The sequence below is a fragment of the Paenibacillus sp. DCT19 genome (genome assembly GCF_003268635.1).
In the GTDB taxonomy this organism is placed as follows: Bacteria; Bacillota; Bacilli; order Paenibacillales; family Paenibacillaceae; genus Paenibacillus.
This window is the reverse complement of the sequence record NZ_CP029639.1, coordinates 4,397,037-4,410,650: the sequence shown is the minus strand read 5'-3', so window position 1 is coordinate 4,410,650 and position 13,614 is coordinate 4,397,037. Positions and strand designations below refer to the sequence as shown.

General features: G+C 41.8%; 22 protein-coding genes and 1 tRNA gene. 17 read left to right on the top strand and 6 right to left on the bottom strand.

The window, feature by feature from the left end:
* Window positions 1-147 precede the first annotated feature (147 nt).
* Entirely contained in the window at window positions 148-300 is a 153-nt protein-coding gene (locus tag DMB88_RS30290; protein ID WP_164848740.1) for a hypothetical protein, read from the top strand.
* 23 nt (window positions 301-323) lie between these two features.
* Window positions 324-638, top strand: coding sequence for a hypothetical protein (locus DMB88_RS20045; protein WP_128102765.1), 315 nt, complete (start codon window positions 324-326; stop codon window positions 636-638).
* A gap of 127 nt (window positions 639-765) precedes the next feature.
* Here DMB88_RS20045 and DMB88_RS20040 read toward each other — a convergent pair whose 3' ends face one another.
* The gene (locus DMB88_RS20040; RefSeq protein ID WP_128102764.1) at window positions 766-1,668 is read right to left on the bottom strand and encodes a manganese catalase family protein; all 903 of its coding nucleotides are present in this window, start codon (window positions 1,666-1,668) and stop codon (window positions 766-768) included.
* Between the two features lie 231 nt (window positions 1,669-1,899).
* Between DMB88_RS20040 and DMB88_RS20035 the strand changes: the two genes are divergently transcribed.
* The 5 genes from DMB88_RS20035 to DMB88_RS20015 all read left to right on the top strand — a co-directional run bounded on the left by DMB88_RS20035 (window position 1,900) and on the right by DMB88_RS20015 (window position 3,618).
* Entirely contained in the window at window positions 1,900-2,229 is a 330-nt protein-coding gene (locus tag DMB88_RS20035; RefSeq protein WP_128102763.1) for a hypothetical protein, read from the top strand.
* A gap of 62 nt (window positions 2,230-2,291) precedes the next feature.
* On the top strand, window positions 2,292-2,585 hold the full coding sequence (locus DMB88_RS20030) for a hypothetical protein (RefSeq protein WP_128102762.1): 294 nt from the start codon (window positions 2,292-2,294) through the stop codon (window positions 2,583-2,585).
* 53 nt (window positions 2,586-2,638) lie between these two features.
* A complete protein-coding gene (locus DMB88_RS20025; protein WP_128102761.1) occupies window positions 2,639-2,962 on the top strand; it encodes a DUF3889 domain-containing protein in 324 nt (107 codons plus the stop codon).
* 169 nt (window positions 2,963-3,131) lie between these two features.
* Window positions 3,132-3,347 carry a hypothetical protein gene (locus DMB88_RS20020; protein WP_128102760.1) on the top strand — a complete coding sequence of 72 codons (216 nt, stop codon included), beginning with the start codon at window positions 3,132-3,134 and terminating at the stop codon, window positions 3,345-3,347.
* Complete coding sequence (locus DMB88_RS20015) at window positions 3,337-3,618, top strand: hypothetical protein (protein ID WP_174715306.1); 282 nt, start codon at window positions 3,337-3,339, stop codon at window positions 3,616-3,618. The genes DMB88_RS20020 and DMB88_RS20015 overlap by 11 nt, the downstream gene beginning before the upstream one ends.
* Window positions 3,619-3,701: 83 nt before the next feature.
* On the opposite strand, the gene DMB88_RS20010 is transcribed toward DMB88_RS20015, so the two are convergent.
* From DMB88_RS20010 to DMB88_RS20000, 3 genes are all read right to left on the bottom strand, one after another.
* On the bottom strand, window positions 3,702-3,938 hold the full coding sequence (locus DMB88_RS20010; protein ID WP_128102759.1) for a DUF3892 domain-containing protein: 237 nt from the start codon (window positions 3,936-3,938) through the stop codon (window positions 3,702-3,704).
* 112 nt (window positions 3,939-4,050) lie between these two features.
* Window positions 4,051-4,494 carry a GNAT family N-acetyltransferase gene (locus DMB88_RS20005; protein WP_128104522.1) on the bottom strand — a complete coding sequence of 148 codons (444 nt, stop codon included), beginning with the start codon at window positions 4,492-4,494 and terminating at the stop codon, window positions 4,051-4,053.
* A 247-nt stretch (window positions 4,495-4,741) separates the two neighbouring features.
* Entirely contained in the window at window positions 4,742-4,987 is a 246-nt protein-coding gene (locus DMB88_RS20000) for a hypothetical protein (protein WP_128102758.1), read from the bottom strand.
* Window positions 4,988-5,181: 194 nt separating this feature from the next.
* On the opposite strand from DMB88_RS20000, the gene DMB88_RS19995 reads away from it, so the two are divergent.
* The 4 genes from DMB88_RS19995 to DMB88_RS19980 all read left to right on the top strand — a co-directional run bounded on the left by DMB88_RS19995 (window position 5,182) and on the right by DMB88_RS19980 (window position 7,526).
* Window positions 5,182-5,253: transfer RNA gene (locus DMB88_RS19995), tRNA-Val, on the top strand.
* A 586-nt stretch (window positions 5,254-5,839) separates the two neighbouring features.
* Window positions 5,840-6,397 carry a recombinase family protein gene (locus DMB88_RS19990; protein WP_128102757.1) on the top strand — a complete coding sequence of 186 codons (558 nt, stop codon included), beginning with the start codon at window positions 5,840-5,842 and terminating at the stop codon, window positions 6,395-6,397.
* 77 nt (window positions 6,398-6,474) lie between these two features.
* Window positions 6,475-6,573 carry a hypothetical protein gene (locus DMB88_RS32160; RefSeq protein WP_164848739.1) on the top strand — a complete coding sequence of 33 codons (99 nt, stop codon included), beginning with the start codon at window positions 6,475-6,477 and terminating at the stop codon, window positions 6,571-6,573.
* On the top strand, window positions 6,555-7,526 hold the full coding sequence (locus tag DMB88_RS19980) for a recombinase zinc beta ribbon domain-containing protein (RefSeq protein WP_128102756.1): 972 nt from the start codon (window positions 6,555-6,557) through the stop codon (window positions 7,524-7,526). Before DMB88_RS32160 ends, DMB88_RS19980 begins: the two co-directional genes overlap by 19 nt.
* Window positions 7,527-7,609: 83 nt before the next feature.
* Here the strand turns inward: DMB88_RS19980 and DMB88_RS19975 are convergent, their stop codons facing one another.
* Window positions 7,610-8,293 (bottom strand): hypothetical protein, encoded by a 684-nt coding sequence (locus DMB88_RS19975; protein ID WP_128102755.1) that lies wholly within the window; start codon window positions 8,291-8,293, stop codon window positions 7,610-7,612.
* A 138-nt stretch (window positions 8,294-8,431) separates the two neighbouring features.
* Here DMB88_RS19975 and DMB88_RS19970 point away from each other — a divergent pair, with 138 nt between their 5' ends.
* From DMB88_RS19970 to DMB88_RS19955, 4 genes are all read left to right on the top strand, one after another.
* Entirely contained in the window at window positions 8,432-8,791 is a 360-nt protein-coding gene (locus tag DMB88_RS19970; protein ID WP_128102754.1) for a hypothetical protein, read from the top strand.
* Between the two features lie 291 nt (window positions 8,792-9,082).
* The gene (locus DMB88_RS19965) at window positions 9,083-9,283 is read left to right on the top strand and encodes a hypothetical protein (protein WP_128102753.1); all 201 of its coding nucleotides are present in this window, start codon (window positions 9,083-9,085) and stop codon (window positions 9,281-9,283) included.
* Between the two features lie 231 nt (window positions 9,284-9,514).
* Window positions 9,515-10,069, top strand: a complete 555-nt coding sequence (locus DMB88_RS19960) for a stalk domain-containing protein (protein ID WP_128102752.1) — start codon at window positions 9,515-9,517, stop codon at window positions 10,067-10,069.
* A 97-nt stretch (window positions 10,070-10,166) separates the two neighbouring features.
* On the top strand, window positions 10,167-10,484 hold the full coding sequence (locus DMB88_RS19955; RefSeq protein ID WP_128102751.1) for a DUF1292 domain-containing protein: 318 nt from the start codon (window positions 10,167-10,169) through the stop codon (window positions 10,482-10,484).
* Window positions 10,485-10,622: 138 nt separating this feature from the next.
* Here the strand turns inward: DMB88_RS19955 and DMB88_RS19950 are convergent, their stop codons facing one another.
* Window positions 10,623-12,098, bottom strand: a complete 1,476-nt coding sequence (locus tag DMB88_RS19950) for an aminotransferase class I/II-fold pyridoxal phosphate-dependent enzyme (RefSeq protein ID WP_128104520.1) — start codon at window positions 12,096-12,098, stop codon at window positions 10,623-10,625.
* 178 nt (window positions 12,099-12,276) lie between these two features.
* Between DMB88_RS19950 and DMB88_RS19945 the strand changes: the two genes are divergently transcribed.
* Complete coding sequence (locus DMB88_RS19945) at window positions 12,277-13,401, top strand: MFS transporter (RefSeq protein ID WP_368028211.1); 1,125 nt, start codon at window positions 12,277-12,279, stop codon at window positions 13,399-13,401.
* A gap of 17 nt (window positions 13,402-13,418) precedes the next feature.
* Window positions 13,419-13,568 carry a hypothetical protein gene (locus DMB88_RS32155; protein WP_368028210.1) on the top strand — a complete coding sequence of 50 codons (150 nt, stop codon included), beginning with the start codon at window positions 13,419-13,421 and terminating at the stop codon, window positions 13,566-13,568.
* The last annotated feature ends 46 nt before the right edge of the window (window positions 13,569-13,614 follow it).

The following is a 13,614-nucleotide window of genomic DNA, read 5'->3' as shown; positions in this document are numbered from 1 at the left end:
TTCTAGAATTGTTTAGAGGAAGTTCTATATGTGCCATCGCCGCGGCTTGGAAGGAGTCGAGGTGGTGGCTTTTTTGTTATGAATGAAATGAGACTAGCGTATGGTTAGATGATACGTATACAACAAATGAGTGAGAAGGGGAGGTTGATGGCGAAGGGACTCATTGATTGGTATAGAGAAGGATTGTGGTATGTGCATGCGAAATGGGTAATTTTATATATCAGTCATATGTCATATGTGATTAAGGTCGTTCATGAATATATCCAAAATAGTGAAATGAAATATTATTATGCATCCTGATTCTATAGAAGGAGGTAACGAAAATGCTGAAAATACTGATAACCTGTGCTGGATTTATTATCATTCTAATGCTTTTGATCCAAGGTATTCGGAAGCTCTCCAGCGGCGGAACTGGCTGGGCGTTAAAACGCTGGGGTGCTGGGCTGATTGGACTGTTTGTTGTGGGAGCAGTGCCCCTTGGATTTTCACTGTATACGGAGATGTTCGATGAACGTCTGGATGCAAATATTGGATTGGGGCTTGCGATGTTGTTTGTGTGGGCCTACTGTGCCATTTTGTTATGTGTCACGTTGGTAATCTGGGGAAGATACATGTATAAGCAGGCAAAAACTAAATAATCGGATAGATTACAAGTGAAATACAAAAGCAAAAAAGCCCTCATTTCCATGCAATGAGCAGGAGCTGGGGCATTACTTTATGCTTTATCCGTTGTATGGAATAAACGACATTTCATAAGAAACCAGCTTAATCTGTAATATTGCCGGCCATTTTGAGGCGGCGTGCAATCTCCTTGAAGTCCTCTTGTGAAATGCCTGGAGCAAACTCTTCCTCCACCGGAGGAGCTTCAGGAATAGGAACACCTTCAGGAGCACCTTGAATAACTTCTAAAGGCAGCCCATCTTCAGGGTGAGTTCCTTTCCAAATCTGATTGATGGCATTAAAATCGTTATCACTCCACGTATACAGCTTGGTGTGTACGCCTTTATCTTCATATTTTCGAGTCTCATTAAAGGCTTTATTGTTCAAAGAAGGAATCGGAACCAGCTTTGTTACATTGACGCCGGTTGCGATCTCCAATGCTTTAGCATAAGCGACAACATGGACGCCGCCGCGAACGAGCAGGAAACCTACAACTTCTCGTGCCGCAGGATGATCGGTCATTTCATACACTTTCATTTTATGGGTACGTGCACCACATTCAAGGAAGAAGTTGTGCAGTAAATCCTCGACGAGATTGCCGCTGTTGAAGACGTTAGCGCCCGTCCATGGATTCCCCATCGAATCGAAAGGCATCGCCCCTTGTGCCCCTGCCAGGAAGTGATACGAGAGGCGGGCATCCTTCACTGAACCTAGCGGTGTGTCATCAGGCTCTTTGTACTCCGTTGAGCCTCTAAGACATTTGTTAATGCCGTGTGACACGAGCTCAACATGGCCTAGTTCTTCCGCAGTAATACTCATCACCAGGTCATAGAACGGCTTCAACTTCTCTTTGGAGCGGAAATTAAAGGACTGATAGAGGTAGTTGTTCAATGTTGACATTTCTCCGAATTTACCACCCAACAATTCTTGTATCGCTGCGGCTGCGTTCGGATCCGGCTTCTCGACATCAGGAATTTCAATTGCGATTTCATCCATGCGTTTGAACATTCAAATGTAACCTCCTCTAGAATAGGTGCTAGATCAGTGAAGTCGTTCTGTCACTTGCCTATTACACTTACATTGATTCAATTAAACAATTTTATACATAAATGGTTCTAATGAAGGATGAACCACGTAGTGTAATTGAGTTTAGTCTTGTTATTTCCAATGTGGTGAAATTTATGTACAATTCGATATAAGTCTAAGTGGAATACACCTTTTATAAAGGAGATATTAAAAATGTTTGATGAACTGGAAATAGCGATAAAAGAGAGGATACAAGAAAGGTACGATATTTTGGCAGAAATTTATTCTGTATGGTTTACGAAAACTGAAGCTGTCGTTGTTCCCAAAAGCGCATTTTACCAAACGGAACACATAGAAAAACATAGATCCATAACATATTTATTAGAGCGAAAATATATCGTAGCCAATTCTGTAGAAAATGATGATGAAATGGTGGCAATTACAATAACTCCTGATGGAATTGATTTTTATGAACAGGGATACCTCAGTGGTAAAGCGAAGGGCTTTCAAGTTGTCATGGATGTAAAGAACAAAGATCAATAAAGAAAAAGGATCAATAAAGAACAGACATTCAGTTGTTTTCAGGATAAAAGGAGAAATGGTGAGTGCGTAAAAGTTGGATAATCGTAGGTTGGATGATTCTTTTATTCGTAAATGTGGGGTTAGGAAACGCTGAGGCAAGTGTGACGAGTGAAGTTAAGCTTGATCAGCAAACGAGGGATGCCATAGCCGAAAAGTATGGTCTTGAACAGACGAAGGACGAGTTACCTAAAGCAAATTTGTGGTCTGGCGATTGGGGAATGAGCTTTGATCCTTCAACGACTCGGTATGAAATCATTATCAGTATGCTTCTCTGGTTTCGGCACCCAGTCACTTTTATCTTAACCTCTTTAGTGTAAACGAAGCTCCGGCAGGGCAGGCTAACGGGAAACAATCCCAAGGAGTGAGTAAAATGAAAATGCTCATCGTAACCTTCATGTCGGTGCTTCTCAGTTTTACGGGAGTTTTTGCAACAGGTACTGAAACGACGATCCCGGATTATGCGAAGTGGGGGATTATTGCGGTCAAGGAAACCCAGACCAAGTATAATGTCGATATTGTGGATTATAAACATATTGGTCGTACCTCTCTTACAGCTAATCAATCTAGGGAACAATTCAAGTTATGGGTACGAGCCAAAGACGGTAAAGAATTCGCGGTGTATGTCAATGTTGATTTTAATCCTTCAACCCAGCAATTGAAAAACGTACAATTTACAGAATCAGATCGACATTGAGCATAAAGTTCGTTATACCGGATAACGCTCCATAGAAACCAGGCTGCCCTGATCCAAGGGAGGTCTGGTTTTATTTTTACTTGAATCCTTTTTTTAGTTGTTGAATAAAGAACTTATGTTCGCATATAATAATTAACAAACATACGTTCTTATTTAGGAGGGGTCGTTAATGTTAGGTAAATATATCGGTCAGATGGTTGAGCTTGTATACATGGATCGTGCAGGGCACATTACACAGCGACAGATTCGAATTAATAGTGTACGGGGTGGCTTGATTAAAGCATCCGCAGGTAAAGATGGGGTGCCCCGAACATTTCTTGAACAAGGGATTCTAGCCTGGCGGCCAGTACTTCAGAAGGAAGGGAAGCTGGACTATGCTAAATGATTTTGATCGTAAAGTTTTACGAATTATAGTGAATTATGCGGGACAGCGCCGTCGTATGCCTCGTATGGATGAGCTGGAGAACAAGACGGGAAGAAGTAAAGCGCTCATCCAAGAGTCCCTGCAGGAGCTTGAGCGCAGACAATATATTTACTGGGAGAACAAGTCAACACTCGAAAGCATTCGGATATTGCAGGCATGGGAGCAGGTGTCTACACCGATTCATACGCCCAAACCTAAAGCGGATGCCTTGAAATATTTTACGGAATATTAAAGTAGGCAAAATGGTGGAATAATCAAAAACGCCAACCCGTTAAGACGGATTAGCGTTTCATATATCAGATAGATGCTCTCAACTTAGAAACTTGGCAGTTGATCGAGATTATTCGTTGGATCGCCATCGGCGTCACCACGGATATACATCTCCCCATCCTTGCCCTTGAACACATTCACTCCAGCAATCGCACCAGCTTGTACTTCTGCCAGAGCCTGTTGATAATCCAACACCCGACCTGTTGAAGTTTGAAAGGCGGTTAGATCTCCATCTCCATTCTTCTGCACGGCGGTGAAGCTTTCACGAGTTGTTTGATCCATGTTGTCACACTCTCCTTATCTGAACAAGTAGGATTCTGGTTACAACCTTATCCTGTCCGGAACAGTAGAAAGTATGCATCTGTAGAGAACGATGTTAAGTCGTAAGTATTGATTACAGCGCTTTTCTCATGCGAACATGCAGAATCCCTGCATCATAAAAAGGTTCTTCTGAAATAACTTCATACCCTAACTTCTCATAGAATTTCTGAGCCTGACATTGTGCATCCAGTACAGAATACGTTAAGCCTAATTCTCGTGCCTGTTCTTCCATCGCTAACAAAAGCACGCGTCCATAGCCAAAAGAACGGTGGGATAGAAGTACAGCGATACGTTGCATTTTGGCAGTATCCTTGCTGTAATAGATCAAACGTCCCGTTGCTACCGCTTGTCCGTCCGTATACAATAACACATGGTGTGCATCTGGACTAATAACATCATATTGGTCAATTTCCAGATCGGCTGGCACCTGTTGTTCGATTACAAAAACCTGTTTACGAATCTCTAGAGCTTCTTGGAGCTGTGATTCTGTTGTTACATAACTAATTTCCGCTGCCAATTCCATTCCTTCTTTCTGCTCTTTCGCGACGTGTAAGAATGCATTATACAAAAAAATGCAATTCCTGTATAGTTAAAGTGGAACATAATGGAAAGGGGTGTTCATGATGGGTATGGCAGGGGTTATGACCATAACACTCTTGTTATCTGCCGGCATGTTTGTTTTGTTATATTACGTCACCAAGAAGGCATATTCTAAGAAGTGGGACGAAGATGAGTAGTCGTGTGCAACACGATTAAGGTAAAGCTTAAGGTAGAACCTCACTATTTCCCTGTGGAGAATACACATCCTTAATAATCGATTTGGAATATACATCAAGCCAGACCGGGAGTGCTTCAGCCCCACCTGGGCTCTGTAACTGTTGAAATTGTACAGTATGCTCATCCCGTTCCAAACTGCACCCAGAAGCAATAATGATCATTAGGAAGGCACCGAGCAGAGCGACTAGTTTGGTAGTCACATAACGTACTGTGCGTAATCGAATGTATTTCATGAAAATCACCTCTTTATTCAAATGGGAATCATTCCTTTATTGTTCTCCATTTCGGGTATAATCTAACCACAAAACAATTGACAATGTACGCGGTTACTTGGTATGATAATGTTACTTGATTTACATATTGTATAATAATGAGTTAATAGCCATATTGAAATATTTTTTATCAGTGGAAATAATACAATTATTGAAGGGCGATAGCTCAGCGGGAGAGCATTATCTTGACAGGGTAAGGGTCGTGGGTTCGATCCCCACTCGTCCTATATACATGAGATCAATGAACAGTCAACTATGGCTGTTCATTGATTTTTTGCATTTTATACGTTTAAATATCCCTATACATATATAAGGAGATAAGAACAATATGCTCTTTCACGTTCAATAAAAAGAAACTTCCAAAGATTATTGGTTTAACAATTTTGTTGGGTATTCTGATTTATGAAATATTAAATGTTTCATCGCACCAAACAATAGGAAATGAAATAGGAGGTTTTCTCAAATAGAGCTTCAGCGACATAGTACCAATGTCTGACTTCTCACACATACAGCCCCTTAGAGGGCTTTTTTTACTTCTATGATGTGAAAAAATGGGTTTTTATATGACGGATTGTAATAGAAAGTGCGACACCTACTGAAAATAAATAAAGAATGGCCCATGGCCGGATTCGTGTAAAATGAAGGTTCCATATGCTATCGGATGAATACATAGAACAACAAATAAGAGAGATATAAACCAATGGACTACCTACAACAGAATATGTGGGTAGTCTTCACTTTATTTTATTGACTTAAGGGAATATTCTGGGTAGAATTTTTATAGTTAAAGTAGAGAAAGAGATATCATTATTTATGACAGAAAAAAGATATGGTGGTGAAAAAATGGTGCAAATTAAACGTGTAGCAACTCTGTATCGTGTATCTACAAAAGGACAGTTAGATGGGAACGATATACCGATGCAGCAGCGATCATGCAGAGGAATGATTGAAAAGCAAAAAGGCTGGAAGTTAGTTAAGGAATATACCGAAAAAGGCGTCTCAGGATTCAAAGTGTCTGCCTCGAATCGTGACGTTATTCAACAGGCTAAAGAGGATGCAGAAAACGGTTTGTTTGATGTTTTGTTAGTGTTCATGTTCGATAGATTGGGAAGGAAAGATGATGAGACTCCCTTTGTACTTGAGTGGTTTGTAAATATGGGAATCGAAATGTGGTCTGTAATAGAAGGGCAACAAAAAATTGAGGCACACACAGATAGACTTGTTAACTATTTAAGGTTTTGGCAGTCAAGTGGAGAAAGCAGAAAGACATCTGACCGTGTCAACGAAAAACACATGCAGATGGTTGAGGATGGAATTTTCAGGGTGGAGGAATCCCTTATGGCTACAAGGGTATTGATTCAGGAGATGTAAACAAGAAAGGTAAGATACTACTTAAATTAGTCAAACATGAGGAAGAATCTGCTGTAGTACATAGAATTTTTAGACTGGTGCTGGATGAGGGATATGGACAACTGAGAATAGCTAAATTGTTAAATGAAGAGGGTATTCCTACTCGAAAAGCTAAACAATGGGTGCAGCTACTGTGAATGTTATACTCAAGAATCCTATATACAAAGGGGTAATGAGGTATAGGAAAGAATCTGGAGATGATACATTTTCAAAGCCTATTCCTGAGTTAATTATAGTCCCCGAAGAAGAGTGGAATTCAGTACAGGATATCAGAGAAAAGAAAAACCCAAAAAGTAAACAAAATAAAGACAATTCTGTACCCATGAGCACAAAAGGAAGTCTGCTTCTTACAGGAATAGCTAGATGTGGATGTTGTAATTCAAGATTAACTTCAACAACGTTTGTAAATAAGTATAAAGCAGCTAATGGAGAAATACTCAGATACTATCAAAGTAAAAGTTACCGTTGTAGTGGCAAATTGCAGGGTAAAACAGATTGCAATGGTCAAGCAACTTTTTCATCTAGGAAAGTTGAAAGACAGGTAATGAAGCAAGTCAATATTTATTTAAACCAACTTCAAACTATAGACTTTGGATCAAAAATTGAATCTATCAAAAAGAAAACACTAAATGAGGAAGAAAAGAAGATAAAGAAATTACAAAGTATCCTCGAAGAGCATTATAATGAACTTTCTGTCTTAAATGCTGAGGTTCCAAAGGCGATTATGGGTAAGAGTGTCTTTAAGCCGGAAATGCTTAGTGGACTCATTGAGACTAAAGAGAATGAAATCACACAAACTTCAAATGAAATTAATGAAATTGAAAAATTACTCTCGTCGAAGAAAATTGAGATATCTGAAATGGAAATGTTAAAAGAATACATTCCTATTTGGCAAGATATATTTGATAATGCGTCTACGGAAAAGAAGAAAATGATGCTGAATACACTTATTGATGTGGTTTACGTAAGCCAAGAGAAGATTTCAGTGGAAATCAAGGTAAGATTAAAAGAATTCCTAAGTCATTTATCCAGTGAAAGTAAAGGTGCTGGTAGGGGGCAGTGGTTCGAGCCCACTACAGATCATAACTAAAAGCCCTTGATATTCAAGGGCTTTTTAAATTTTTTTAACCTCTGACAGGAAGGTGAAGAATAGTTTTTGGGACATCTCACATTTTAGTTCGTATTCAGCTCCAGACCTTTAACCCACTCGCCATCATTCCAAATCTCAGGATTATCAATAACCAGATTTTCTCCACGAATCATGGAATCATAGCTATCCTTCCCGCCAGTATACCAATCGACGATAACTAAATTTCCACGTGAGTTCTGAATGAGAAATTCAGTAGGCTCAGCATAACTTCCCACATCCTTAATTACCTCTGCGTCTATTTTAAGATAGAAAAAGTCACCTTCATCATGAAACTCTGCTTTCTCAACACCTGCTTTAAGACCTGTTACTGTATTATCCGTAAGGTCATTTTGGAGAAATATTTCATGCTGGGAATCGATTTTCGCTTGCATATATTGTTTTAAATTATCGTTGTCAAAATAAGTGTTTACATCAAATTTCGAGTCATTCCAAGTGGCTTTGTAATACGCTGTGAGGGCAGATACACACATGGCATAAGCTGATTCGAAATCTCGTACAGACAGACTATTCTGATCCAATGCTACAAACGTGGATGGTGTATTCGGATTATTCTCGGTGATCGTAGTCGTTTGATTCTCTGGGTTTGTAACTTCTGGCTGAACTTCTGTAACAGGGCTGACTACCTCTGCGTTATCCACATTAACATTTGTACATGCACTAAGCACGATAAAAAGTAAAAATAAAAATAACAAGTAAACCTTTTTCATTTTCATTCCCCCAAACATTGAGCACTTGTAAAATGGTATATTTATTCCATATTATGTAATGCACAGCATGCTGTCAAATCGGTTACCAACAGATGGGGTTCGTAACTTTGATCAATATACATCTTGATGAATCGTCTGATGGCCAAGGATCTTCATGATGAGCCATTAACGATTGTCCTTAGTGATCAGGTGAGCAAGCAACCGGATAAGCAGCATGAGGCGATAATGAGTCAATTGACGGAGTTCTTCAATACAAGTGGTGTGAAATATGATGTGGTCAAGGATCGCGGAGAATTGAAGCAAAAGATGAACAGCGAGATATCGCCGAGCAATCTGATTGTCTTTGGTAAAGCGACGAAAAGTGGATTCGTGCAATCGTTGAAGCCCAGCATTACGGATCGAGCGAAGCAGATTGGTTTGCTTGGAAAGATACGATGGAGCAGCCTCATGCCGCAGGAGCATATATCACCAAACATCCGTATAACCAGAATCGGTTAATGCTGCACTATTTCTGGAATGAGGATCACTTGAGTGAAGAGACCTCCCAAGCTTATGTAGTGCAAATGCAGAACACAATTAGATTTACTAACGACTACTATTAGTACTATGTGATGGATGAGCAAGGTTAAGAGGTAGCTGTCAAAAAAGTAGAAAATCCAATTGCTCACTACTTCTCCGAGGAATAAGCCTGAAATTTTTGATAAATAACCTAAGATTGACACCAAACTGGGCGAACCCCCATATGATGCACTACATTCAGTAAGCACTTGGGGAAATGGGGAATCCGGGATGGCAAAAGCAAAAGGTAAAAAGGCAGCTGCATTAAAGAGTGACAAAGTTCGTGTATCCATGAAATTGGTTACATCGGATGTATGTGAGCGCTGTAAAACGCCCTGTACCCGGGGCATGGACTATGCAGCCAGAATGCGGGTGGATGGAGCAATCGGTAAAGGTGTACCTTGCATTCTGACCCGTCATACGTCATCTTGAACCTAATAAATGGAAACAACAAGCAATACGTAATAGCTGCGTATAATAGCGCATTCATAAGAATCATATTATAGAAGCATTTCCTTACAGGGAGTGCTTCTTTTTGAACGTTCCAAGGCGTGGAAAAAATTCTGGATAAAAAATGAAAAATGATGAAAAACAGCGCAACTTTGTGGCTGAATCTGGAGTATAAATGTACAACACCTAGCAGCGGGGAGGGAATATGACGGGATGAAATGGAAGAGAGTTTTGCTGTGTGTCACGGTTTTTTCCTTGCTCGGCGGGTCATTATTGTTTGCAGATTCAGTGAACGAGAAGATTCGAGTTCTAATCAATGGCAAGGAAGCGGCTGATGGCGGTTATTTAATTGATGGAACGACATATGTACCTGTTAGAGAAGCTGGCGGCATCGCCAGATGGGATAGCAACAACAAGAGGGTCACGGTGATCAAGCCGAATGTACATATTTTTCTGTTCAAAGGAGACACTGTGTTTGGTAACGTCAACGTTGGCAAACTGAAATTCAACGTGTTCTCTCAAGTGGACAGTCTAACAGCGGATGTGGCTGCCGTTAAAGTAACCATTACGAATCCAAGTGGTCAAGTGAAAGATATTCAGTCGCAGGAGCTTACAACGCAGAAGGATAACTTCTGGTTCCGCACCTATGACTTTACGTACGACTTCAGCCGTGCTGGTAAATACCAAGTCGGTTTTCATATTAAAGAAAATGCAAACAGCAATTACGTTCTGGTAGCAGAGAAAATCATTACCGCTCTGAACGATTGAACCAAAAATAACCTAGCTGGGTAAATTGACCTGGATTCATGAACATGTTACGATATGCAAGGTTACACTATTACTATTTACAAAGCGAGGTATTTCAATGAGCGATCACACACATGAACACGGCGCTGACTGCGGATGCGGTCACGACCATGACCACGACCACGAGCATGAAGAAGTTCTTCTGACACTAACAGACGAGAACGGAAACGACGTGGAGATGGTTTTGGTGGAGACGTTTGACGTGGAGAACCATGTTTATGCGCTCCTGCTGGAACGTAATAATCCTGAAGCTGACGGCATCATCCTGCGTATGGAAGAAGAAGACGAGGAAATGGTGCTCTACAATATTGAAGACGAAGCCGAGTGGAGCCGTGTTGAAGCGGCATACAACGAACTCGTTGCAAGCCAAGAATAGTCATTCTTTTGGAATAACAACAAGACTCCTTGATATCAAGGGGTCTTGTTGTTTTGTTTGTTCTTTTGCACAAAAAAAGAACCAGGCGGGCAGGCCTGGCTCTTAGTCTAAGCATTTATATATGGCTGCAGCAGATCTCTAGAAGATCGCATCTGCTTCCACGATTACTTTTACATTCGTTACGCTTCGGTCTTCAGGGCCTTTAACGGGCAATCCAACTTCAACATGGTCGATGATGTAGTCAATATTTTCTTGAGTAATGACCTCACCTGGAAGTAAAATTGGAATGCCTGGCGGGTACACATAGATAAACTCCGAGATAATACGTCCTGCGGATTCTCTGAAAGGAATGACTTCCGTATCTCCGTAGAAAGCATCACGCGGTGTGAGCATCAATTGCGGAATATCTGGAACTTTAACAACAAGCTCGTGAGCTGGATTAACCTGATAGTAGGTTCTGGACAGATCCTGCAAAGCATTGAGTAAGATTCCTACAGAGTCGTCTGTATCACCTGGCGTCACAAGGCACAGAATATTGTACATATCACTGAGTTCGACCTCAATGTTGTAATGTTCACGTAGCCAGTTTTCCGTTTCATAACCTGTAATACCCAAGTGACGAACATGAATCGTAACTTTGGTTGGATCATAATTAAACGTTGCTTCCGTACCGAGCAGTTCCTTTCCGAAGCAATACAATCCATCGATATCATTAATGGTTCGTCTCGCGAATTCAGCCAAATCGATCGCTTTCTGTGCAATCTCATGTCCATGCAGAGCCAAATTGCGTCTAGATGTATCGAGTGAAGCAAGCAAAATGTATGATGTTGATGTTGATGTGAGAAGGCTCAGGATTGTCTGTACACGCTGTGGATTCACGAATCCATTCTTCGTATTCAGATTGAGTATAGAACTCTGTGTCATGGAACCACCGAGCTTATGGACACTTGTTGCAGCCATATCGGCTCCTGCTGCCATAGCAGACAGGGGAAGATCCTCATGGAAATGAATAAGTACGCCATGTGCCTCGTCCACAAGGACAGGAACTTGGTAGCTGTGAGCCAGCTCAACAATTGATTTTAGATCCGTACATACGCCGTAGTAGGTTGGATTAATGACAAGTAACGCCTTAGCATCCGGATGGCGCTCAAGAGCGCGACGTATAGATTGAATCGTTACTCCGTGATCGATGCCAAGATTGACATCTTGTGCAGGAGAAACGAAGACAGGTTTAGCACCTGAGAAAATGATGGCAGACAGTACCGATTTATGCACATTACGGGGCACAATAATTTTGTCGCCAGGTCCGCAGACCGATAGAATCATCGTCATAATCGCACTGCTTGTACCTTGTACACTAAAATAGGTATAATCTGCTCCGAAGGCATCGGCAGCCAGCATCTGAGCTTCCTGAATGACACCTGTCGGCTGATGCAGGTCATCCAGTGGTGCGATGTTGATTAAATCTATGGAGAAGGCATTATCGCCAATAAATTCACGGAATTCGGTATCCGCTCCCAATCCTTTTTTATGTCCCGGAATATGAAACTGTACCGGATTGAGTGCCGCATGATTTTTTAAAGCGGTAAACAGCGGCGTACGGTGGTGATTCATCAGTGCTGTCACAACCCTTCCTAATAAAATTGGTAAACAAAGATGAGTATAGCAAATTAAGAACCGAATGCAAGCGGTATGAGCGACAAATTTTTGAATTGCCGAGATTTGGTCACATTCCCCGCGGTTACACTAAGGTTAGGGGAAGGGCAATGGAGCGTCGAAAGGAGAGAAAAGAATGCAAACCAACACGAAACCTGCCAAAATTTTGCGGTCGCCTTTTTTTATCGCAATGTGGCTGACGCTTTTCTTAGTCGAAATTATCAAAGGAGCTCTACTGGTAGCTGTATTGCCTGTATATATGGATAACATTTTGGGGTTGTCAGCAGGTGTGATCGGTGTAGCATTTGCCCTTCAATATTTGGGTGACAACCTCTTCCGAGCGCCCTCGGGTTGGGCAGCTGAACGAATTGGGTTTCGTGCAACGATGGTGACTGCTTTAATCTGTACGTTGATCGCGGTCATTATGATTATATTTTTCAAAAGTGCTTTTGGTCTGTCTATGGCTTGTCTCATTCTTGGCATAGGGACTTCACCGCTCTGGCCTTGCGCCATGACAGGTGTGACGGCGATGTCAGGCCCACAGAACAAAAATGGCACAGCGATGGGTGCACTGGAAATGGCCGCTCTAGGAGGAACGGGGCTTGGCCCTGTGGGCATGAACTGGATGCTGGAGCGTACTCATCATGATTATCGTATGGTATTTCTAGTCTTAATGGGCTGTGCCATTCTTGTCATTTTAGTCGCTTTGATCTTGCCAGGACGTGTCGTTGTGGAAGGAGAGCATGCGCATGAAGAGGCAACACGTACCCCTGCACCTTATCCACCCAAGCCGAGCCTACTTACACCATTTATTAAGCTCAAAAGAAGCATTCAGGGCACATTACAGCGTGTGCGAAGTACACTTAATGTGAACCCGCTCGTATACCCTGCATTGTTTATGCAATCGTTCGTTATTGGCTTACTCAGTCCGGTCATTACACTGTATACGCGTACCGACCTGCATATCTCACCCAATCTTTACAGCTTGTTATTAATTGCGGGTGGAGGGATTACCGTGATTGCGTTGCTGCCCGTAGGGAAAATGGTGGATCGGTTCGGAACATCCGTGTTTTTACACATCGGTTTTTTGATGGCATCCGCAAGTTTGTTCGCGTTCGCTTCGATTACCGCCATTCCGGTGGTCTTTGGAATCGTAATGCTCGTCGGAGTTAGTTACGCCATGATTTTGCCGGCATGGAACGCATTTGTAGCTACACTCATTCCCAAGGGAGAGCGGGGGCCATTTGGGGATTTTTCCTAACTTTACAGGGGTCGGGCATGGTGGTTGGGCCGATCGTCTCAGGTTTGTTGTGGGATCATGTCAGCCATCCGGCACCGTTCATCGGCAGTGCAATTGTGATGGCAGGGCTTGCGATCGTGCATTTTATATTGTCACGCAATCCATTTCGAACTGCACCCGCCAAATAACGCATATCTATGAAGAATGGATTCAACACCAAAAGGGAGTGTCGTC

Excerpts from the sequence above, each read along its gene's own strand:
- DMB88_RS19950 (WP_128104520.1), bottom strand. The coding sequence starts at position 12,098 with ATGAATCACCACCGTACGCCGCTGTTTACCGCTTTAAAAAATCATGCG.
- DMB88_RS19960 (WP_128102752.1), top strand. The coding sequence starts at position 9,515 with ATGAAATGGAAGAGAGTTTTGCTGTGTGTCACGGTTTTTTCCTTGCTC.
- DMB88_RS20000 (WP_128102758.1), bottom strand. The coding sequence starts at position 4,987 with ATGAAATACATTCGATTACGCACAGTACGTTATGTGACTACCAAACTA.
- DMB88_RS20035 (WP_128102763.1), top strand. The coding sequence starts at position 1,900 with ATGTTTGATGAACTGGAAATAGCGATAAAAGAGAGGATACAAGAAAGG.
- DMB88_RS32155 (WP_368028210.1), top strand. The coding sequence starts at position 13,419 with ATGGTGGTTGGGCCGATCGTCTCAGGTTTGTTGTGGGATCATGTCAGC.
- DMB88_RS30290 (WP_164848740.1), top strand. The coding sequence starts at position 148 with ATGGCGAAGGGACTCATTGATTGGTATAGAGAAGGATTGTGGTATGTG.
- DMB88_RS20020 (WP_128102760.1), top strand. The coding sequence starts at position 3,132 with ATGTTAGGTAAATATATCGGTCAGATGGTTGAGCTTGTATACATGGAT.
- DMB88_RS19970 (WP_128102754.1), top strand. The coding sequence starts at position 8,432 with ATGGCCAAGGATCTTCATGATGAGCCATTAACGATTGTCCTTAGTGAT.
- DMB88_RS19975 (WP_128102755.1), bottom strand. The coding sequence starts at position 8,293 with ATGAAAAAGGTTTACTTGTTATTTTTATTTTTACTTTTTATCGTGCTT.
- DMB88_RS20040 (WP_128102764.1), bottom strand. The coding sequence starts at position 1,668 with ATGTTCAAACGCATGGATGAAATCGCAATTGAAATTCCTGATGTCGAG.
- DMB88_RS20025 (WP_128102761.1), top strand. The coding sequence starts at position 2,639 with ATGAAAATGCTCATCGTAACCTTCATGTCGGTGCTTCTCAGTTTTACG.
- DMB88_RS20015 (WP_174715306.1), top strand. The coding sequence starts at position 3,337 with ATGCTAAATGATTTTGATCGTAAAGTTTTACGAATTATAGTGAATTAT.
- DMB88_RS20045 (WP_128102765.1), top strand. The coding sequence starts at position 324 with ATGCTGAAAATACTGATAACCTGTGCTGGATTTATTATCATTCTAATG.
- DMB88_RS19965 (WP_128102753.1), top strand. The coding sequence starts at position 9,083 with ATGGCAAAAGCAAAAGGTAAAAAGGCAGCTGCATTAAAGAGTGACAAA.
- DMB88_RS19955 (WP_128102751.1), top strand. The coding sequence starts at position 10,167 with ATGAGCGATCACACACATGAACACGGCGCTGACTGCGGATGCGGTCAC.
- DMB88_RS19945 (WP_368028211.1), top strand. The coding sequence starts at position 12,277 with ATGCAAACCAACACGAAACCTGCCAAAATTTTGCGGTCGCCTTTTTTT.
- DMB88_RS19990 (WP_128102757.1), top strand. The coding sequence starts at position 5,840 with ATGACAGAAAAAAGATATGGTGGTGAAAAAATGGTGCAAATTAAACGT.
- DMB88_RS20010 (WP_128102759.1), bottom strand. The coding sequence starts at position 3,938 with ATGGATCAAACAACTCGTGAAAGCTTCACCGCCGTGCAGAAGAATGGA.
- DMB88_RS19980 (WP_128102756.1), top strand. The coding sequence starts at position 6,555 with ATGGGTGCAGCTACTGTGAATGTTATACTCAAGAATCCTATATACAAA.